The organism is Vibrio sp. 10N.261.55.A10, from assembly GCF_041470825.1.
GTDB classification, from domain to species: domain Bacteria; phylum Pseudomonadota; class Gammaproteobacteria; order Enterobacterales; family Vibrionaceae; genus Vibrio; species Vibrio crassostreae_C.
The window spans coordinates 154,474-173,807 of sequence record NZ_JBFRNC010000032.1 but is presented as its reverse complement, the minus strand read 5'-3'; the positions used below and the strand labels follow the sequence as shown (position 1 = coordinate 173,807).

Annotated in this window: 15 protein-coding genes; 7 read left to right on the top strand and 8 right to left on the bottom strand. The window is 46.6% G+C overall.

The features are described 5' to 3' along the window. The first annotated feature begins 45 nt into the window (after nt 1–45). The 3 genes from AB4274_RS11535 (at nt 46) to AB4274_RS11525 (ending at nt 6,097) form a co-directional block, all read left to right on the top strand. Nucleotides 46–1,740, top strand: coding sequence for an L-lactate permease (locus AB4274_RS11535; RefSeq protein ID WP_017061561.1), 1,695 nt, complete (start codon nt 46–48; stop codon nt 1,738–1,740). Nucleotides 1,741–1,941: 201 nt separating this feature from the next. Beyond that, nucleotides 1,942–3,081 (top strand): FMN-dependent L-lactate dehydrogenase LldD, encoded by a 1,140-nt coding sequence (gene lldD, locus AB4274_RS11530; RefSeq protein WP_017071914.1) that lies wholly within the window; start codon nt 1,942–1,944, stop codon nt 3,079–3,081. A gap of 160 nt (nt 3,082–3,241) precedes the next feature. Then, a complete protein-coding gene (locus AB4274_RS11525; RefSeq protein WP_372112091.1) occupies nt 3,242–6,097 on the top strand; it encodes an FAD-binding and (Fe-S)-binding domain-containing protein in 2,856 nt (951 codons plus the stop codon). 122 nt (nt 6,098–6,219) lie between these two features. On the opposite strand, the gene AB4274_RS11520 is transcribed toward AB4274_RS11525, so the two are convergent. The 7 genes from AB4274_RS11520 to AB4274_RS11490 all read right to left on the bottom strand — a co-directional run bounded on the left by AB4274_RS11520 (nt 6,220) and on the right by AB4274_RS11490 (nt 14,226). Beyond that, a complete protein-coding gene (locus AB4274_RS11520) occupies nt 6,220–6,462 on the bottom strand; it encodes a hypothetical protein (RefSeq protein WP_372112089.1) in 243 nt (80 codons plus the stop codon). 152 nt (nt 6,463–6,614) lie between these two features. Continuing rightward, nucleotides 6,615–8,351, bottom strand: coding sequence for an ABC transporter permease subunit (locus AB4274_RS11515; RefSeq protein WP_372112088.1), 1,737 nt, complete (start codon nt 8,349–8,351; stop codon nt 6,615–6,617). 4 nt (nt 8,352–8,355) lie between these two features. After that, on the bottom strand, nt 8,356–9,885 hold the full coding sequence (locus AB4274_RS11510; RefSeq protein ID WP_372105095.1) for an ABC transporter substrate-binding protein: 1,530 nt from the start codon (nt 9,883–9,885) through the stop codon (nt 8,356–8,358). A gap of 48 nt (nt 9,886–9,933) precedes the next feature. Further along, nucleotides 9,934–10,785 (bottom strand): ABC transporter ATP-binding protein, encoded by an 852-nt coding sequence (locus AB4274_RS11505; protein WP_372112086.1) that lies wholly within the window; start codon nt 10,783–10,785, stop codon nt 9,934–9,936. Then, entirely contained in the window at nt 10,782–11,540 is a 759-nt protein-coding gene (locus AB4274_RS11500) for an ATP-binding cassette domain-containing protein (RefSeq protein WP_102321379.1), read from the bottom strand. Before AB4274_RS11500 ends, AB4274_RS11505 begins: the two co-directional genes overlap by 4 nt. A gap of 234 nt (nt 11,541–11,774) precedes the next feature. After that, nucleotides 11,775–13,112, bottom strand: a complete 1,338-nt coding sequence (locus AB4274_RS11495) for an MATE family efflux transporter (protein ID WP_372112085.1) — start codon at nt 13,110–13,112, stop codon at nt 11,775–11,777. Between the two features lie 244 nt (nt 13,113–13,356). Next, nucleotides 13,357–14,226 (bottom strand): GyrI-like domain-containing protein, encoded by an 870-nt coding sequence (locus tag AB4274_RS11490; protein ID WP_372112083.1) that lies wholly within the window; start codon nt 14,224–14,226, stop codon nt 13,357–13,359. A 115-nt stretch (nt 14,227–14,341) separates the two neighbouring features. On the opposite strand from AB4274_RS11490, the gene AB4274_RS11485 reads away from it, so the two are divergent. From AB4274_RS11485 to AB4274_RS11470, 4 genes are all read left to right on the top strand, one after another. Next, on the top strand, nt 14,342–15,490 hold the full coding sequence (locus tag AB4274_RS11485; protein ID WP_372112081.1) for a PLP-dependent aminotransferase family protein: 1,149 nt from the start codon (nt 14,342–14,344) through the stop codon (nt 15,488–15,490). Nucleotides 15,491–15,804: 314 nt separating this feature from the next. Then, nucleotides 15,805–16,794, top strand: a complete 990-nt coding sequence (locus tag AB4274_RS11480; RefSeq protein WP_017067892.1) for a rhodanese-related sulfurtransferase — start codon at nt 15,805–15,807, stop codon at nt 16,792–16,794. Between the two features lie 215 nt (nt 16,795–17,009). Next, complete coding sequence (locus AB4274_RS11475; RefSeq protein ID WP_009846137.1) at nt 17,010–17,267, top strand: YdcH family protein; 258 nt, start codon at nt 17,010–17,012, stop codon at nt 17,265–17,267. Nucleotides 17,268–17,363: 96 nt separating this feature from the next. Beyond that, the gene (locus AB4274_RS11470) at nt 17,364–17,888 is read left to right on the top strand and encodes an N-acetyltransferase (RefSeq protein WP_102321382.1); all 525 of its coding nucleotides are present in this window, start codon (nt 17,364–17,366) and stop codon (nt 17,886–17,888) included. Here the strand turns inward: AB4274_RS11470 and manA are convergent. Then, nucleotides 17,885–19,090, bottom strand: a complete 1,206-nt coding sequence (manA, locus tag AB4274_RS11465) for a mannose-6-phosphate isomerase, class I (protein ID WP_372112079.1) — start codon at nt 19,088–19,090, stop codon at nt 17,885–17,887. The genes AB4274_RS11470 and manA overlap by 4 nt on opposite strands. Nucleotides 19,091–19,334: the final 244 nt, after the last annotated feature.

The window sequence follows — 19,334 nt, the reverse complement described above, 5'->3', positions numbered from 1 at the left end:
TTTACTTCAAACATGAACGTTTGAAAACAGTACGAGGAAGTACCCATGAGTGAAACTCTACTAGCCCTATTGGCATTTTCACCAATAGTTGTTGCAGCGATTCTGCTGGTTGGCCTTAACTGGCCTGCAAAAAAAGCGATGCCTGTGGCATTTGCCTTAACCGTTGCTATCGCCCTACTTGCTTGGGACATGTCTGGCACTCGCGTGCTGGCTTCTGTATTCCAAGGCTTCGGCATTACAGTGTCGGTTCTCTGGATTGTGTTCGGCGCCATCTTCTTATTAAACACTTTGAAACACACCGGAGCTATCACCACCATCCGCAACGGATTCACTGATATATCCGCTGACCGTCGTGTTCAAGCAATCATCATTGCTTGGTGTTTCGGTTCATTCATTGAGGGCGCATCTGGCTTCGGCACACCAGCTGCCATCGCTGCACCACTGCTGGTTGCTATCGGCTTCCCTGCGCTGGCTGCGGTACTGATGGGCATGATGATCCAATCTACGCCAGTATCATTCGGCGCGGTTGGTACACCTATCATCGTTGGTGTGAACAAAGGATTGGACACGCACAACATCGGTGAAAGCCTGATTGCTCATGGCTCAACATGGGATGCTTATCTACAACAAATCACGTCAAGCGTTGCGCTAATTCATGCTTCTGTTGGTGTGATGATGCCTGTATTGATGGCAATGATGCTGACTCGCTTCTTCGGTAAGAACAAAAGCTGGACTGAAGGTTTAGATATCCTGCCGTTCGCACTGTTCGCAGGTGCTGCTTTCACTATTCCTTACGCACTAACAGGTGTTTTCCTAGGCGCTGAATTCCCATCACTGATTGGTGGTTTGGTTGGCCTTGCGATTGTGGTTACTGCAGCAAAACGTGGCTTCCTCGTACCAAAATCAAAATGGGATTTTGAGAGCGAAGACAAGTGGCCTGCAGAATGGCTAGGTTCTCTGAAAATCGACCTTGACGACAACAATCAAGGCCATAAGAAGATGAGCATGGCGATGGCATGGGCACCATACGTGCTGCTAGCGGTGACCTTGGTTGCGAGCCGCGTGAGCCCTGAATTCAAAGGCCTACTGAAGAGCGTTAGCCTATCGTTCAGCAACATCCTTGGTGAAACCGGTGTGAGCACTGCGATTCAGCCTCTGTATCTACCGGGCGGTATCTTGGTCTTCGTCGCGCTGGTTGCTGTTCTCATGCAATCTCGCAGCGCAACGCCACTGGCTAAAGCCTTCGGTGAATCGAGCAAGACTCTGATTGGCGCAGGCTTTGTGTTGGTGTTCACCATCCCAATGGTTCGTATCTTCATTAACTCTGGTGTGAACGGCGCAGATTTAGCAAGTATGCCCGTAACCACGGCAAACTTCGCAGCTGACCTCGTTGGTAGCGCATTCCCAGCATTGAGTGCAACGGTTGGTGCGTTAGGTGCCTTCATTGCAGGTTCGAACACAGTTTCAAACATGATGTTCAGCCAGTTCCAATTCGAAGTAGCGCAGACTCTGACTATCTCTAGTGCGGTGGTTGTTGCTCTACAAGCCGTTGGTGCAGCAGCAGGTAACATGATTGCGATTCACAACGTGGTAGCGGCATCAGCAACTGTTGGCTTGCTAGGACGCGAAGGTGCAACCCTACGTAAGACAATCATTCCAACGTTCTACTACTTGGTGATGACAGGCATCATCGGCCTAGTGGTTATCTACGGATTCAAAATGACCGACGCACTTATGTAAACCATAAGTCGTTCAAAAGCACTTGGCGTTAATACTCAATTCCCCGACAGCGACACCGTCTAATAAGACAGTTGATGAGTTCCGGGATGGATACTAGAGCACATCAACACCCATGGGTATTAACGCCATTTTCCCGAATTAAAGCAGCCCAAACCAAGCTCTCAAAGAAGAGCAACATCCCAAGAATTTAGGACTGAAATTATGATCATATCCGCATCGACTGATTACCGCGCCGCAGCAAAAGCGAAATTACCACCGTTTCTTTTCCACTACATTGATGGTGGCTCTTACGGAGAACATACCCTACGTCGCAACACGGCTGACCTAGCTGAGATTGCGCTAAAACAACGCGTACTCAACGACATGTCGGACCTAAATTTGGAAACCGAACTATTTGGCGAGAAGCTAGCGATGCCAATCGCACTGGCGCCTGTTGGTTTAACGGGTATGTACGCAAGACGCGGTGAAGTACAAGCAGCAAAAGCCGCCGACAACAAAGGCATCCCTTTTACCATGTCGACCGTGTCGGTATGTCCGATTGAAGAAGTTGCACCTAAGATTGAACGCCCAATGTGGTTCCAACTTTACGTGTTAAAAGACCGTGGCTTCATGAAGAACGTTCTTGAACGCGCTAAAGCCGCTGGCGTCACAACACTGGTCTTCACCGTGGATATGCCCGTACCCGGCGCTCGCTACCGTGACATGCACTCAGGAATGAGTGGCCCAAATGCGGCAATGCGTCGTGTATTCCAATCTATGCGTCATCCTAGTTGGGCCGTTGATGTTGGCTTGTTAGGTAAGCCACATGATCTAGGCAACATCTCTACTTACCGCGGCTCTCCAACCAAACTGGAAGACTACATCGGTTGGTTGGGTGACAACTTCGACCCATCGATCTCATGGAAAGACCTAGAGTGGATCCGTGATTTCTGGGATGGCCCAATGGTCATCAAAGGCATTCTTGATGAAGAAGATGCAAAGGATGCGGTGAGATTTGGCGCAGACGGCATTGTGGTTTCAAACCACGGCGGCCGCCAGCTTGACGGCGTTCTATCAAGTGCCAAAGCGCTGCCTTCGATTGCTGATGCAGTTAAAGGCGACACCAAAATTCTGGTCGACTCTGGCATTCGTACTGGCTTGGATGTGGTTCGAATGATGGCATTGGGCGCAGACTGCACCTTGCTTGGCCGTTCTTTCGTTTACGCATTAGCAGCGCAAGGACAAGCCGGCGTTGAGAATCTACTCGACCTTTACGACAAAGAGATGCGCGTTGCGATGACATTAACAGGCGCGAGGACAATCAAAGACTTAACTCGTGAATCTTTGGTGGGGTTAGATTAAATCTCCACGATTCAGACTCATGCTTTGGTCTACTTAGGCTGAAGTTCAATCGGTGTCACAGCAATTCCACTACCGTTGTGACACCGTTTAAGCACTGGAAAATAAAATAAAAAAACAAAAAAGCAAATCAGTGCCAAATAAGAAGCACAAGGAAGCAAAGATGGAGACAAACACATCCCATGAGCGAGTAGTAGATCCACAAGCTTATAAGCAGCTTGAAGCGATACTGGCTCAAAGAATAGAAACAGAACGCATTGTCACACAAGAGGCAAAGCGCTTGGCTTACGGCACCGATGCGAGTTTCTATCGCTTGGTACCGAAAATGGTTCTAAGGCTGAAAAACTTAGATGAAGTGATATTCACTATTCAAAGCTGTCGCGAACTGGGCATTCATTTTACCTTTCGCGCTGCGGGTACCAGCCTTTCAGGCCAAGCCGTTTCAGACTCGGTACTTATTACTCTGACCGACGACTGGCGTGGCCATGAAATCGTCGACAACGGCAATCAGATTATCCTTCAACCGGGTGTGATTGGTGCTGATGCTAACAAATACCTCGCCCCTTTCCAACGTAAAATCGGCCCAGACCCAGCCTCTATCAACACCTGTAAAATTGGCGGTATTGCCGCGAACAACGCCAGCGGTATGTGTTGTGGTACTGCGCAAAACTCCTATCGCACCGTCGAGAGCATGAAAATCGTATTGAGTGATGGTTCCCTGCTTGATACGGCAGATAACGCCAGCGTTGAAGCTTTCAAGCAATCACACAAAACGTTGTTTGAAGGCATTATTGATTTACACAGACAGACTAGCTCAAATCAAGAACTGGCAGACAGAATCCGCCACAAGTACCGTCTTAAAAACACCACCGGCTACGCGCTCAATGCATTGGTCGATTACCACGACCCAATTGAGATCATAAAACACCTGATGATTGGCTCAGAAGGCACACTAGGCTTCATAGCCGAGATCACTTACAACACGGTGATTGAACACCCGAACAAAGCTTCAGCGCTATTGGTGTTTGCCGACATCGAGCAAGCAAGTAAAGCCGTAACTACATTATCCAAAACTCCGGTTGCAGCCGTTGAGTTGATGGACGGCAGGGCGCTACGTTCTGTCGCGGATAAACCGGGTATGCCTGCGTTTATGCCAAACCTAGATTTAGAAGCGGCGGCTATTTTGGTGGAATCACACGCCAGCTCCCAGCAGGACTTAGATTTACAATGTAAATCAATTTTGGATGCATTGGCTGATTACACGATTGTTGAATCGGTCCCTTTTACGTCCGATCCAAAGACTGTTGCAACCCTGTGGGGCATTCGAAAAGGCATGTTCCCAGCAGTTGGGGCCGTTCGTGAAGTTGGCACAACCGTTATCATCGAAGACGTGGCTTTCCCTGTTGAAAACCTGGCTAACGGTATTCGAGAGCTGCAAGAGTTGTTCGATAAATACGACTACAGCGAAGCGATCATTTTCGGCCATGCACTCGAAGGCAACCTTCATTTTGTGTTTACCCAAGGCTTCGACAGCCAAGAAGAGATCGACCGTTACGGCGGTTTCATGGATGACGTTGCCGAGCTAGTTGCAGTGAAGTATCAAGGTTCACTGAAAGCGGAACACGGCACGGGCCGAAACATGGCACCTTATGTGGAATTGGAATGGGGCAAAGATGGCTATGCCTTGATGCAACAGATCAAAGCGCTGTTTGACCCAGAAAGGCTGCTTAACCCCGGCGTTATCATCAACGACAATCCAAACTCCCACATCACAGACCTGAAGCCGATGCCTGCTGCCGATGATCTAGTCGACCGCTGTATTGAGTGTGGCTTCTGTGAACCTGTTTGCCCTTCTCGCACGCTGACTTTATCACCTCGCCAACGTATTGTTTTATATCGCGAGTTACAACGCCGCCGAGCTGCGGGTGAAGAGATAGAAGCAAGCGAACTAGAGAAAACCTTTGAATACCAAGGCATTGATACTTGCGCCGCAACCGGCCTGTGTGCCGAACGTTGTCCAGTGGGAATCAACACCGGTGATTTGATTAAAAAGCTTCGTATTGCCAAGTACGAGAAATTTACGCCAATCGCTAAGTGGACAGCGGATCATTTCTCGACCACTACAAAACTCACCAAGGCTGGCCTCAAAACCAACCAAGTAGCGAGCAAAGTATTAGGCGCAAATACTGTCGGCAAGCTAACTAACGGCTTGCGCTCTATCACCAAAGGCGCGACGCCGGTTTGGATGCCTGAGATGCCGCAATCCAATAGTCACACGCTAGTCTCATCACCAGTGACGGCAGAAAACTCAAGCAATCATAAGAAAGTGGTTTACCTCCCTTCGTGTGCCAGTCGAACCATGGGGCAACAAAGTGATGCGGGCGACCAACGTCCTCTTACTGAAGTGACCATGTCTTTGCTCAACAAGGCAGGATTCGAGGTAATTCTACCGAAGAAGCTAGATGACCAATGCTGTGGTATGCCTTACGACAGCAAAGGAATGACCGACTTAGCACAGTCGAAGGCTCAGCAGTTGGAAGAAGTGCTATGGCAAGCCAGTCGTCAGGGTGAATACCCAATATTGATGGATACCAGCCCATGTGCTAAACGCAGTATTGAACAGTTCACCAAGCCATTAGAGGTGTTAGAGCCAACAGGGTTTGTGAATCAATATTTGCTTGAACATCTGACGCTTGAGCCGCTACAAGAAACCGTGATGCTGCATGTCACGTGTAGCTCTCGTCGAATGGGCTTAGAAGGCGCGATGTTAAACCTTGCTAAAGCCTGTACCGAAGAGGTGATTGTTCCAGAGCATATTCAATGTTGTGGTTGGGCAGGTGACAAAGGCTTCACTACACCAGAGCTGAATGAGGCGGCGGTACACCCACTCAAGGAACAAGTACCGAGCAACTGTACTCGTGGTTTCAGTAACAGCCGAACCTGTGAGATAGGTTTATCACACCACAGTGGCATTCCATATCAGTCAATCTTGTACTTGGTGGACGAAGTGGCGCAGTAGCTTTATTCAAAGTTCATAGCAACGAGCTCTAGCTTGAAACGAAAAATGGCAGCCCAATCAGGCTGCCATTTGTTTGTTCAATTTAAACCGTATTACCGAGCTAGATATTGCTGAGCTAGCGGTTACGGAGCTAAGCTCATCAACTCTTCTGGCGAGTAGTGTTTTGCTTCTGCGCCTTTGGCGATCAGATCAATCACTTGGAAGTCGCTCATATCACCAAATTCTTTGGTCAAGTAATCACGAAACGCTTTTTCATTCGGCCATTTTCCTCGCACGATATAGCCATCTTCTTTGTCGAAATCTTCCGTCTCAAAGAAAGAAAAATCAGTCATACCAATGTTGTGGCAATACAAAACGAGATACATGTTGAATCCTTTACACTTAACTAGGGCCTGTTTAACTTTCGAGCCAATCAAAAAGCGTCTCTAAAAAGCAGGGCTAAGGTTACAACATAAATGCTAAATCGAATACCCAATCGGATCGTCAATTTAGAAACCTCAGCGACCGGATCTTTACGTTAGTCATCAAACATCATGTTAATGGCTGCACCCAACAAGATCAGCCCAACAATTGGCCCCATGACTGCTAATGGCGCGCGCTCAATGTATGGAAGGTTCTCTGCGATCATCAAACCCCATTCAGGTGTTGGTGGCTTTGCCCCTAATCCGATGAAGCTCAGCGAGGTCAGACTTAGAGTGATAACCGGTAGCCTCAACATCGCGTGTCTTAACAACGGTGGCAACACATACGGAAGCAAGTAGAAACGGAAGATTCTAAGCTTACTGGTGCCCCATAGTGGCGCGAGGTGTGTATAAGGTTGAGCCTTGGCTTCTACGATCAAGCTTGAGCAGTGTGCAGCTAGCGGCGCCCACGACACCAATACAATCGCGATTAATGCGCTGTTCGGATTCATCCCCGTTAAGCCTGCAACAAGCAAGCCTGCAATGATGTATGGGATACCCTTAGTGATCTCGATAAGGCCTTGGCTAAAGCGGGTGTTGAAACCCATGATGATGCCCGTCACCAAGCTCAAGAACGTTGCCAATATGCCGGCTTGGAAGGTCGCAATCATACCAGAACCAATTCTCGCCAGTAGGTCTCGACCAATGCCATCGGCGCCCAATGGAGCTTGCCAACTTGGATCCGCTAAGCGAGCAAATTGACTGGTATATGGGTCACGAAATGCTGCCCAAACTACGATAGTAATTAGGAACGAGAAGATCGCAAAAGCAGTGACACGCTTTGCGCGGTTCTGGGTAAAACGAAACGAAGAGTGGCTACTGATGAGCTTGCCGCTTTTCAGGCTGTGGCCAAGAATCAATTGCTGAACAAACAAGCTCATGCTGCTCACGGCAATTGAAAATAGCAGCAACACCAATAAGCCGCCTTGCAGCGTTGGTAAGTCTTGCGCCTTGGCTGCACCAAGAATCATGCGCCCGATACCAGGGATCGAGAAGATAAGCTCAACCGCGACTGCGCCACCAGTTAAGCCAATCACGATCATCGCGATTTGCGGGATCAGACTGCTCAGCGCTCTTTTCAGCGCAAAGCGAATAATTTGATTGGAATGAACGTTGGCACTGAGCCAAGTGATCACCCAAGGTTCATTGAGAACGCGTTGTAAACTGTCTCTGAGTAGACGACTAAACAAGCCACTTGCAGGCAGTGCGAGCGCTAAACTCGGTAGCCAGATATCTTGCCAACCTTGCCAACCATACGGTGGTAGCCAACCTAACCAGATAGAGAACACCAATATTAATACCGAGGCCACTACGTACTCTGGCAACGATATTAATACGGTGCTTAAACTGCTGTAACTCTGCCCTAGTTTGCCCTTCTTCCAACTTCGCAAGGTAGCCAGTAAACCTGCACCACACAGTACGAAAGTCATCACCAGTGCGCTAGACATCAAAAACAGAGATGTAGACGCTGTTTTTTGAATACCTAGTGCAACCGAAGAACCATCAATCCATGATTCACCTAGATCACCTGAAAAAGCACTTCCTACCCAGTCGAGCAGGCGCTCAATGGCTGAACGGTCAAGCTGAAGATCAGCGCGTACCGCCGCTAAAGCTTCAGGCGTAAGCAGGTGTTGTTGCCCCGCCCTAGCCCGCAGAATAGATTGGCTTGGATCGATGCCTGCAATGTCAGGCATCAAACCAACAAGAATCACCACCACAATCAGTGAGGCGATTCTTGATAGCCAAGGCGTCAAGATAAATAGAGTTCGACGCAGAGTCTCAGCAGATAACATTTATTTAGTTAGCCTGTGTTGCCGGGTTAACTTGTGTCGCTTTTTTGACCTGTGTAGTTTGGTCAACCAAGCGACGTTCACTTGGGTCACGAACGACATTGCTTACACGCTCACTTTCACCTTGAATCACACGTTCGTGAAGCAGCGGGATAGCCGCGAAATCGTTAAGGATTTTTTGTTCAGCTTCGATGATCGCTTGATGACGCAGCGCACCTAGCGGTTGTAGGTCAGCGTGATTCAGTGCTTTATCTACCTCTTGAGAACAGAACTGGCCAAGGTTGAATGAACCCTTACAACCAAAGTCGCTCATCATGTAAGCCACTGGGTCACCCGAATCTAGAACCGTTGCACGAGAAAGGATAAACGCGTCAAACTTACCAGATAGCGCATCGTTCTCGATCTGAGCATATTCACGAATATCCAGCTCAACCTTGAAACCAGCCGCTTCAAGTTGTTGCTTCAGTAGCGCTGCCACTTCTGGAAGCTCTGCACGGTCGGTAAAGGTACCAATAACAATGCTTTCGCCGTTCGCTTTTAGCGTTTTGTCAACTGCCTGACCTTCAGGTCGAATTGGTTCAGCCCAAGCAAGTGCAGGACCTAATAGACCTTGTGCAATATCCGCGTGGTTCTCATAAACGGTATTCACGATCTGCTCTCGGTCCACCGCAGCCGCCGCAACCTTACGCAAGTTAATATCGCTGAATACGCCTGACTTGTTGTTTAGGTAAAGCGTATTGGTACGAGGCATCGCCACTTCATAAAGTAGGTTCGGATCAATGGTCGCGATTTGTGAAACGGGCACTGCTTCAACGATGTCTGCCGTGCCTGTTCTTAGAGCTGCAGCACGAGCAAAACCGTTAGGAACGTATTCTGCAATCACAGATTCTACTTGCGCTTTTTCGCCCCAGTAGCCGTCAAAACGTTTCAGTTTCGCGCTGGTTGTGCCGTTGATTTCAGTCAGCTCAAACGGGCCAGTACCTGCGCCAATTGGACTAACACGACCATCTTCTTGATAAGCACTTGCTGCTAGGATCGCTAATTGAGGGCTTGATAAACGGCTTGGTAGAAGAGGGTCATCAAAGCTGGTTTTAATCTCTACACGGTAGTTGTCCATCGCTTTCACTTCTAGCTCTACGCCATCTAGGATACGCGGCTTAGGTGCTGCTTCAAGCGCTTTTTGTAGAGAGTTCACTACAGAGTTTGCCGTTAATGTCGAACCGTCATGGAATTTAACGCCTTGGCGAATCGTGAACTGCCAAGTCAGAGGATCAAGATGTTTCCAATCCGTTGCTAGCATAGGTTCTGCTTCTGAGGTTGGGCTCAGGTTAACCAGAGTTTCTGCTGTGCTCCAACGAGATAACTTAAAAGCGTCATCAGAAAGTGGCGATAAACCCGTTCTTGGTGGTTGCATCATCGCAACTCGAATTTCAGATTTTACTGCGGCATCGCTAGACCCTGGTTGAGAGTCAAAACAGCCCGTCAAAGGCAGAGCCAACGCAAGCGTGCAAGCCAGTTTGATTGAATTAAAACGCATAATTATTTTTTCTCTGTAGCTGTATTTTTTTAATAAATAAGGTTGTGTTTAACAAGTAGATTTCGAAAGAGGCTGAGACTCGATCAGCATCTGAGTCGCAGGATGAGCAGGTTTACTCATCACTTGATCGGTCGGTCCGTGCTCCACCATTTCACCATGGTCGAGTACCAGTATTTCTTCACAAAGGGCTTTTGCGGCACCTAAATCGTGAGTAACCAAAATAAGGCGCATATCGCGCTTCTTTTTTAATGAATTAACCAAGTCCAACAACCTTTGGCGATTCACTGGGTCAAGGCTGGCAGTAGGTTCATCGGCCACCAGCACTGCGGGTCTAACGACAAGAGCCCGAGCAATAGCCACACGTTGAGCTTGACCTGTAGAAAGCTGATTAGGTTTCAGTAAGAGCAAACTGGCAGGCAATCCAACGTCTGAAAGCGCCTCTTCAATGATGGCTTCATGATTACCCGAAACATCTAAGTTACTTAGAGGTTCGGCTAAGATCTGTCGAACGGTATAGTAAGGGTTGAGGCTAGTGTGGGGCTCTTGAGGCACCAATTGAATCAAGCGACACACCGTTGCTTGCGCTTTACTATCGCGAATTGGGAGCGAATAACCGAACAAGTTTATTTGACCAACGGTTGGCGCTTTAAGGCCAAATAGCAGTTCAATCAACGTTGATTTCCCCGCACCAGAACGCCCAACAATCGCTAAGCTTTTGTCTTCAACCTTAAGGTCAATGTTCTGTAGCGCTTTGAACGCTTTACCACCCAACCAACTTGGTACGGAGTAGTAGTGAACACTCACATTGTCGAACTTAATCTCTATCGGTGTTTGTGTTTCTGAATCAGTCACTGGCATTAATGGCGAGGCTTCTGAGTTTAGTAATAAGGTCGAGCTCATTCGATTAAGTCTCTCAATGAACAGCAGAAAGCGTGAGAGCTCGACTCAAGTGCATGTTTCGGTGCACCGTAAGCCACCACACCACCATCATCGATGACTAACAGCTTGTCACACGCCAACGCGCTATGCAGGTCATGGGTGATGAGTAAACCACCAATTTGACGCTGTTTAACATTGTGTCGAATCAGCTTAAGTATCTCTTGCTCTGTCACCGGATCTAACGCACTGGTTGGTTCATCGGCGATGATAATATCGGCGTTACTCAGCAAGCCAATCGCAATACACACACGTTGGCGTTGCCCACCCGAAATTTGGCTCGGGTACAACGGCAAGATGGTTTCTGGATTAGGAAAACCAAGTTGATTCAGCAACTCGGTAATTTGAATTTTTTCTTTTGATTTAAGCTTAGTGCGAGTTCCCGTCAAGGCAAGGCAGAGTTGACCTTCTATTGAAACCAGAGGGTTCAAAGCTTGAAGCGCATCTTGGAAGATAACTGCGGGGCGCTGTGTGGCAGTTCTTTGCAACATAGGCAAACCACATACCGCTTCACCAGACAGAGAAATATGACCTTCAACCTCGACCGTTTCTGGCAGAAAACCCGCAATCGCACGTGAAAGCATCGACTTACCAATGCCTGACGGTCCCATGATCGCCAACAGCTCACCTCGATAAACATCGAAGTGGATATCTTGGAAAAGGGTTCTCGAAGAGGTTTTGATCGTTAGGTGGTCAACAGACAAAAGTGGGGTGTTCACGCAGATACTCACATATAGATGTTATAACATAACAACTCTATCATTTAGCCGACATGATGAAAAGAGAACATTGAACTGCATCGCACTTTATTTGCTGTTTGATTGACCAATTTTCATTAGGGCGTGTTGACCCTTCGAGGTGATTTTTACCGATACAAAAAAGCACTCACTAAATTTATCGTGTAAAAATAGTAAAGCGCTTTCATAAAATATTACAGGTGGTGATTAGGTTACTTAGTTAATGGCACCATGAGCGGTATCTTCGACTGGGTAACACTTCTGCTTAACTTGTGCGATGAACGGATACAGGAACGCAATACGCCCAAGATAGAACAGAGTAAACGCAAGCCACAAACCATGATTGCCCCAAATATCGATGGTGAATGACTGTACCGCTAAGAATACCAACAAAGTCACGATGCTTGAGTCTCTAACCGGACGCGTGGTTCCCGTTCCGGTAAAGATGCCGTAAACCGTTAAGCCAAAGCCAGCCACTAGCGGGAACACAATCAGCCACGGGGCCATCTCTTGATACAAGGTAACCAGCGCTGGAATATCGGTAAACAAGAAAACAATCATGTCTTTGAATATCAGGGTTAAAAGCGTCAGCGCAGCAATGAAACCTGCCGTCCATTGGAAGTTAAGCCTTAATACTCGATCCAACATTGAAGGATTCTTCTGTCCCACCGCTTTACCCGCAAATACACTTGATGCGTTGGCAATGCCGTCAAACATGTAACTGACTATGAAAGTCACCTGCATCAAGATCGCGTTAGCCGCTAGAACATCGGTACCCAGTTTAGAGCCAGTACGCGCCATCATGTTGAAGAACACCAAGATACAAATGGTGCGAAGCAATAGATCAGTATTCGAAGAGATGATTGTCGATAGGTCTTTCTTGGTCATCTTCGAGCCTTGCAGGAACTCAGAGACCGAGATATTGCTGGTCTTCATCACCAAGGTCACACCAATCGCAAAGGTGGTAACTTGTGCAATCAAACTTGCGTAAGCCACACCTGCGACACCCAAATCGAAATAAAGTACAAACACCGCATCCAAGACAATGTTCAACACATTACCAAACACTTGTGTATAAAGAACGTCTTTGGCTTTCGCCTGTCCCATTAACCAACCAATAATGGTGTAGTTAAGCAACACGAAAGGCGCGCCATAAATCAAAATACTGAAGTAGATATGCGCGTGCTCGGCTACATTGGCTTCAGGCTCTATCACCCACATTGCGCCTTGCCAGATGAGTGGTTGTATCAAGATAAAGATCAAACCCACTAAACCAGACAGCACAAACGGACGCATCAAGCTACCCGCCAAATCAGTGCGGTTTCCCTTACCCAGTGCCATCGCACTTTGGCCCGTGGTACTGACACGGAAAAAACCAAACAACCAATACATGGTGTTCATAATGATGGTGCCGATCGCTACGCCACCAATCAATTCAGCAATACCAAGTTGGCCAATAACAGCGGTATCCACAGCACCTAACAGAGGTTGTGTCACCGTTGAGATGATGAAAGGGAAAGCGATTTTCAGATAATCTTTGTGGGTAATGGTCATATTCTATTGAGTGATATTAAGAACTATTTGCAATTAGAGCAGGATGCTATCGTTTAATCCGTACGTTGTCATCATTTACTTAGAGTCGTTTATCAACAAGCTTCTCTCCTATCGCACCATCAACATAAGAGGCCTGTCTGTCATTGAGCGAGCAAATTAGCCACAACAAATGAGTAAAATCACGCTCGACAAAACACAACAAAACCAATTACTGAGCCAACTCAATGGTTAACCTAGTAAAGGCTCAGTAAAAGCTCACGGGAAGGTAGAAATCGAGCTCGAATATTTCATCACTATTAAGGAAGTGATTCTGATGATAATGCACATACGCAGGAGTCGAGCGCTGTTTGAAACCAGATGTGGGTAGCCACTTTTCTAACACCATACTGATCTGTGGTAGCAGCTCACCATAGCGACCATTCAGTCGAAACACGGCATGCAAACCACTGGGAATCACCATCTGGTTCACGACACTGCGATACTTAATCGGTTCATCAATCGCGATACACGCCACATAGCGGCACTGATCCATCTCAACCCAAGCAGGGTTTGAGTGATGCAAACCAAATTGGCTCGAGAAATCACGCTGTTCCGAATTCGCCCACGCTTTCAATATCAACCACGCATTGCGAATGGATCGATTATATCCCGTATGTCGAACATAGGCCGCCATCCGTTCAGGCACTTCAATAATCTTAGGTTCAGGTAACACTCGCTGCGCAACATTCAAATAGCCCGCCGCCACTTCGGGAGCTTTTAAATAGGGTTTTTCTGCTACTTGTAAATCGTGTTTACGCCATTCTCCGGGCGACATATTAAAGGTCGCTTTAAATGCTCGACTAAACGAAGACACAGAACTAAAGCCACATTTATGGGCGATCTCAACCACAGACGAACTGGTATCAAACATCAATTGGTTGGCTGCATACTCCATTCGAGTTCGTCGGATGTATTGATGCAACGATTCCCCGACCACACTTTTGAAGGTGCGATGAAAGTGCTGTTCTGAATAGGCCGCTATCTCAGATAACTCTTTGGCAGACAAAGGCTGACTGATGTCTTGGTGAATATGGAACAGGACATCATTGATTCGCGATATGTGTTGACGTGACATCGTTTAAATAGCATAAATGGACATGTTTAAGAGCATAAACGGACACGCTAGTTTTTACAATTGCCGTGTAATATCAAGCGATAGAATAAAAACGATAAACGACGAGACACAACACATGGAAATCGCACAGTCATTACAACAGATTCAATCTTCATACATTCGGGAGATCCTCGCAGCCGCAAGTGATCCAAATGTCATCTCATTGGCCGGTGGTTTACCGGACGAGAAAACATTCCCTATCGATTTAATGAAGCCAACGCTAGAAAACCTAGCGAACATGCCTGAAGTTTTCCAATACGGTTCTACTACCGGTTACGGCCCGTTGCTTGACCACCTAACACAAAGCTACCAATTGCCAGAATCACACACGGCAATGATTTGTACTGGCTCTCAGCAAGGTTTGGATTTGATTGCGCGTGCGTATGTCGACCCAGGTGATGTGGTTGTGATGGAAGCGCCAAGCTACTTAGGTGCGATGCAGGTGTTTGGCCTAGTTCAAGCAAACATTGCGACCGTGTCTCAAACTGAATTTGGCCCGAACCTAGATGAACTGGAAACGTGCTTTGCACAGCAATCACCGAAGATGTTCTATGCCGTGCCTGATTTCCACAACCCAACCGGCGTATGCTGGGCAACAGAAACTCGTCAAAAAGTCGCTGAGCTGTGTATCAAATACAACGTGGCATTCATTGAAGATGCACCATATCGTGAGCTGCGTTTCACAGGTACAGAACTGCCGTTGGTTTCTTCGTTCTGCCCTGATAACTCTATCGTTCTTCGTTCATTCTCTAAGATTGCATCGCCAGGTCTACGTATTGGCGCGGTAACAGGTAAACGCAGCTACCTTGAACCACTGATCAAAGTGAAGCAAGGCGCTGACTTACACTCAAGTGTACCCATGCAAGCACTGCTTGTTGGTCTTCTAAAACATGAAGACTTTGGCGTACACATGGAGAACATTCGCACCCTGTACAAGTCTCGTTATGAAGTGCTGTTCTCAGAGCTAGAGAAACAACTGCCTGCAGATTGCGTGTTAAAAGCCGTCGATGGCGGGATGTTCATTTGGGTAGAAATCCCAGAGTGCGATACCTTCGAATTAGCTAAGACTTTGCTATCGAATGGTGTGGCGGTTGTACCAAGCCCAGTATTTTATCCAAAGGCCGATGAAGCAAAAGCCGCACTGCGCTTAAACTTCACTAACGCCAACCCAGAAGAATTAACAGAAGCGGTGAAACGCTTAGCGGAAGTACTTAACCAAGCGTAATCGCTGATTAAGTCAGACAGATTCAATACCAAGGCCCTGATGTATTTTTACAGCAGGGCCTTTTTGGTTTGGGAATACGTGTTGTAATTCGAACCAGATAAAACGGTTTCATTGCATTTCTTAGTCCAAAAGCCACACTAGTAACAATGCTAAATAGCCCTACTTTTGGTTGGTTTTTGTCCTTCCTTGGCTTGGTTATACTGCGGCGGATTTTAATAAGCCAATATGGGCAAACCTGAGTAAATCAAACTCAGTATGTATCATAAAAGGCAACCGCTCTGGATTTACGTTCCAGCTCGCAGAAAGGAAAAACCATGTCTCAATATGTTGTATGTGCTCTGTATAAATTCGTAGCACTTGATGATTACCAAGAAATTCGCCAGCCACTCACTGACGTGTTAGAAGCCAACCAAATCCGCGGTACTTTGCTACTTGCGAGTGAAGGTATCAACGGCACCGTTGCAGGTAAGCGCGAATCTATCGACGCTCTTCTTCAATGGTTCAAACAAGATTCTCGTTTGGCTGATGTTGTTTACAAAGAGTCGTTCAACGAAGAACAACCATTCAACCGCACCAAGGTTAAGCTTAAGAAAGAGATCGTAACCATGGGCATTGAGGGCATCGACCCACGCCATGTTGTTGGCACTTACGTGAAACCAAACGAGTGGAACGCATTGATCTCTGATCCTGATGTGATTCTGGTTGATACTCGTAACGACTACGAAGTGGACATCGGCACCTTCAAAAATGCCGTAAACCCAAACACAGAAACCTTCCGTGAGTTCCCTCAGTACGTTGAAGACAACCTTGATCCTAAGAAACACAAGAAAGTCGCGATGTTCTGTACTGGCGGTATTCGTTGCGAAAAATCAACAGCCTACATGAAAGAGCAAGGCTTTGATGAGGTTTACCACCTTGAAGGCGGCATTCTTAAGTACCTAGAGGAAGTACCAGAAGAAGAGAGCATGTGGGAAGGCGACTGCTACGTATTTGATGGTCGTGTTGCAGTAAACCACCAGCTAGAAAAGAGCGGTTACGATGTGTGTAACGCGTGTCGCCTGCCAATCACTGACGAAGACAAAGCCTCTAAACACTTCGAGAAAGGCGTAAGCTGCCCTAAGTGTATTGATAAGCACAGCGACGAGCAGAAAGCCCGTTTCCGTGAACGTGAAAAGCAAGTTCAACTGTCGAATGCTCGTGGCGAAACCCACGTAGGCGGCGAAGCTGCTCACCTTATCGAGCAACGCAAAAAAGAGAAGCTTGCACACAAAGAGCAGCAACGCTCTGGTAAGAAAGCAAAGTAAACTTTCTGCTTTAAACTCTTATAGTTCTAAACATATAACTATAAATAGTTAGCTATAAATAGTTAGCTATATACATACAAAAGGGCGCAAGTTCGAGGATAATCCTACGAGTTTACGCCCTTTTTTGATCGCTTTACGGCTTTGTGTTTTGAACCACATTTCTTTCGAAAAATTACTTCTATACTGTTAATAATTCGACTAGAGAGGAAGTGCCAATGCTCAATGAAAACCATGCCTTTATCTTAGATTTCCCAGATCTTAAATTAGACATTGTTCAGCTCAACCACGACGACGAAAAATTCAAAGCAGACATGCAGAAATACCACCAACTCGACTACGACATCCGTCAGCTAGAAATCTCTGGCAGCCCTATCGATGACGACAGCATGCACAACCTCAAAGTAGAACGCATGGAGCTAAAAGACTCGCTACACAAACAGCTCACGCGCCATCACGCGCTTAAGATCGTATAGAAAAATCAATCCAAGACTTTATTCTTAGCCATGCATCACGCATGGCTTTTTGGTTTCATCACTTCGCAAATCTAAGCTAATTCGGCTTCTTCAATTATGTTACTGTTTGCTTATTCAAAGGCGTTTGATAAGGAAGCGGTAAAAGTGGCAATGAAAGAAGAGAACATACAACTCCAACTCGCTTCAAATTCTGAATTCGATGAACTGTTTGCGTGTGTTAAACAAGGTATCTTCATACACGTAGATAGCGTTTTCGGCTGGGATGACGACTTTCAACGTCAACGACTTTTAAACGAATACCATCCATCTTGGTTTCATTGGGTATATCGCGAAAATAAAAGAGTGGGGCTCGCCTGCTTTAAACCTTATGACAACGCATACCATATTCATTTGCTGATCATTTCCCCCCAGTACCAAGGTCGTTCGCTTGGCAAGCAAGTCATGACTCTCATACATAAAAAAGCTATGGCAGAGCAACTTAGTCAAGTCACTCTATCGAGTTTTAAAAGTAATGCTCGTGCTATTAACTTTTATCAATCGCTTGGCTATCACGTTGTTGATGAAGGAGATGATGATTTTGTGGGGATGGAGCTCAATCTATACCACAAACACCATCTCTAATTAAACGCCCTAGCCACTCGCCCATTACTGCTCAGTACATAATGACCAATATAAGCTGGGATAAATACCGATTGCCCTTTGGTGAGTGTTAGGTGTTCACCTTTCTGACTCATTAACGTTAAATCATCATCTATTGCCATCAAAATTTCAGCACCGCTTGTGATCACTTCTTCTTGCTTTGGGCGATGAAAAATATTGAAATCAAAGTCACTAACTGGGATATCATAGCGATCACATTGACCTAACTTTGAAGGTGCTAACAACAAGCGTTCGAACGGGATTGGTGTAAACTCTGTGCAGGCAACCAACTCAGCGACATCAATGTGTTTTGGCGTTAAGCCAGCTCGCAGCACATTGTCTGAATTTGCCATGATCTCGAGCCCGGTCCCCTTGATGTAAGCGTGCGGAGTGTTCGCATTCAAATACATCGCTTCACCCGGCTTTAGTGTGATCAAGTTAAGCAGAAGAACACAAAACAGACCGATATCGTTCGGGTACTGATGGCTAAGCTCAGTAACCAAAGCAAACTCAGCTTGGTCTTGATGAGACTCTGCGTAAGTCAGAAGTTGCTCTAATGCTTGATGTTTACGTTGGTCATCTAGAGTTAACAGCTCACGGAAAAATGCTTCTAAGCCTAGAGAATCAAGGTTGTTGCAAAATTCTTCAACTAAACCAGCCAGCTCGCTCGAATTCAACTTTCTGAACAACCCTAATATTTCATCGAATTCTCGAAAGCCATTCATTGCTTGATATTCAGTGATCGCGTAAACCAATTCAGGCTTGTGGTTTGAGTCTTTATAGTTACGATGCCCTGCGGTTAGAGGGATTCTTGCTTGCTCTTCTCTCGCAAAGCCAATTTCAGCTTGTCGCTTGTTTGGGTGCACCTGAACCGACAGCGCCTTTTCTGCCGCTAAGATCTTAAATAAGAATGGTAGCTCACCAAACTCCTGCGCAATATCGCTTGATAGATAGGCCGGTTTATTCTTGTTAATCAGCTCAGAGAGAGGCACCAAGTGCTGGTCAAGCTTAACCATTGAGCAACCTTTTGGATGCGCTCCCATCCAAACTTCCGCTTGCGGCTCTTGTGACTCATTCTGAAAGCCAAACAGTTCACGTATCGAAGAAATGCTCCCCCATGCATAATTTTGGATGGTGTTTTCCATTGGGAAAAATGAGTGTTCTGAGAAGTGGCTGAGTGACATGGCGTTTTCCGTAGTGAGCCCTTTGAACACAATTCAGAGAGCTGATTTCTAATAACGTAAATAATTAGAAAGACTACAGAGTGCGGCTAAAACCCACATGAGATGTGGTCTTAGACGCAATAGGAAAAATTCTTAGAAACAGGTGAGAACGATGAAAAGCGTGAAAAGGGTCACATTTAAATATCACGTATAGAAAGCGCCGAAAATAAGATAGCGGCTTGTATCGCACTGGTTACAGCAGCGA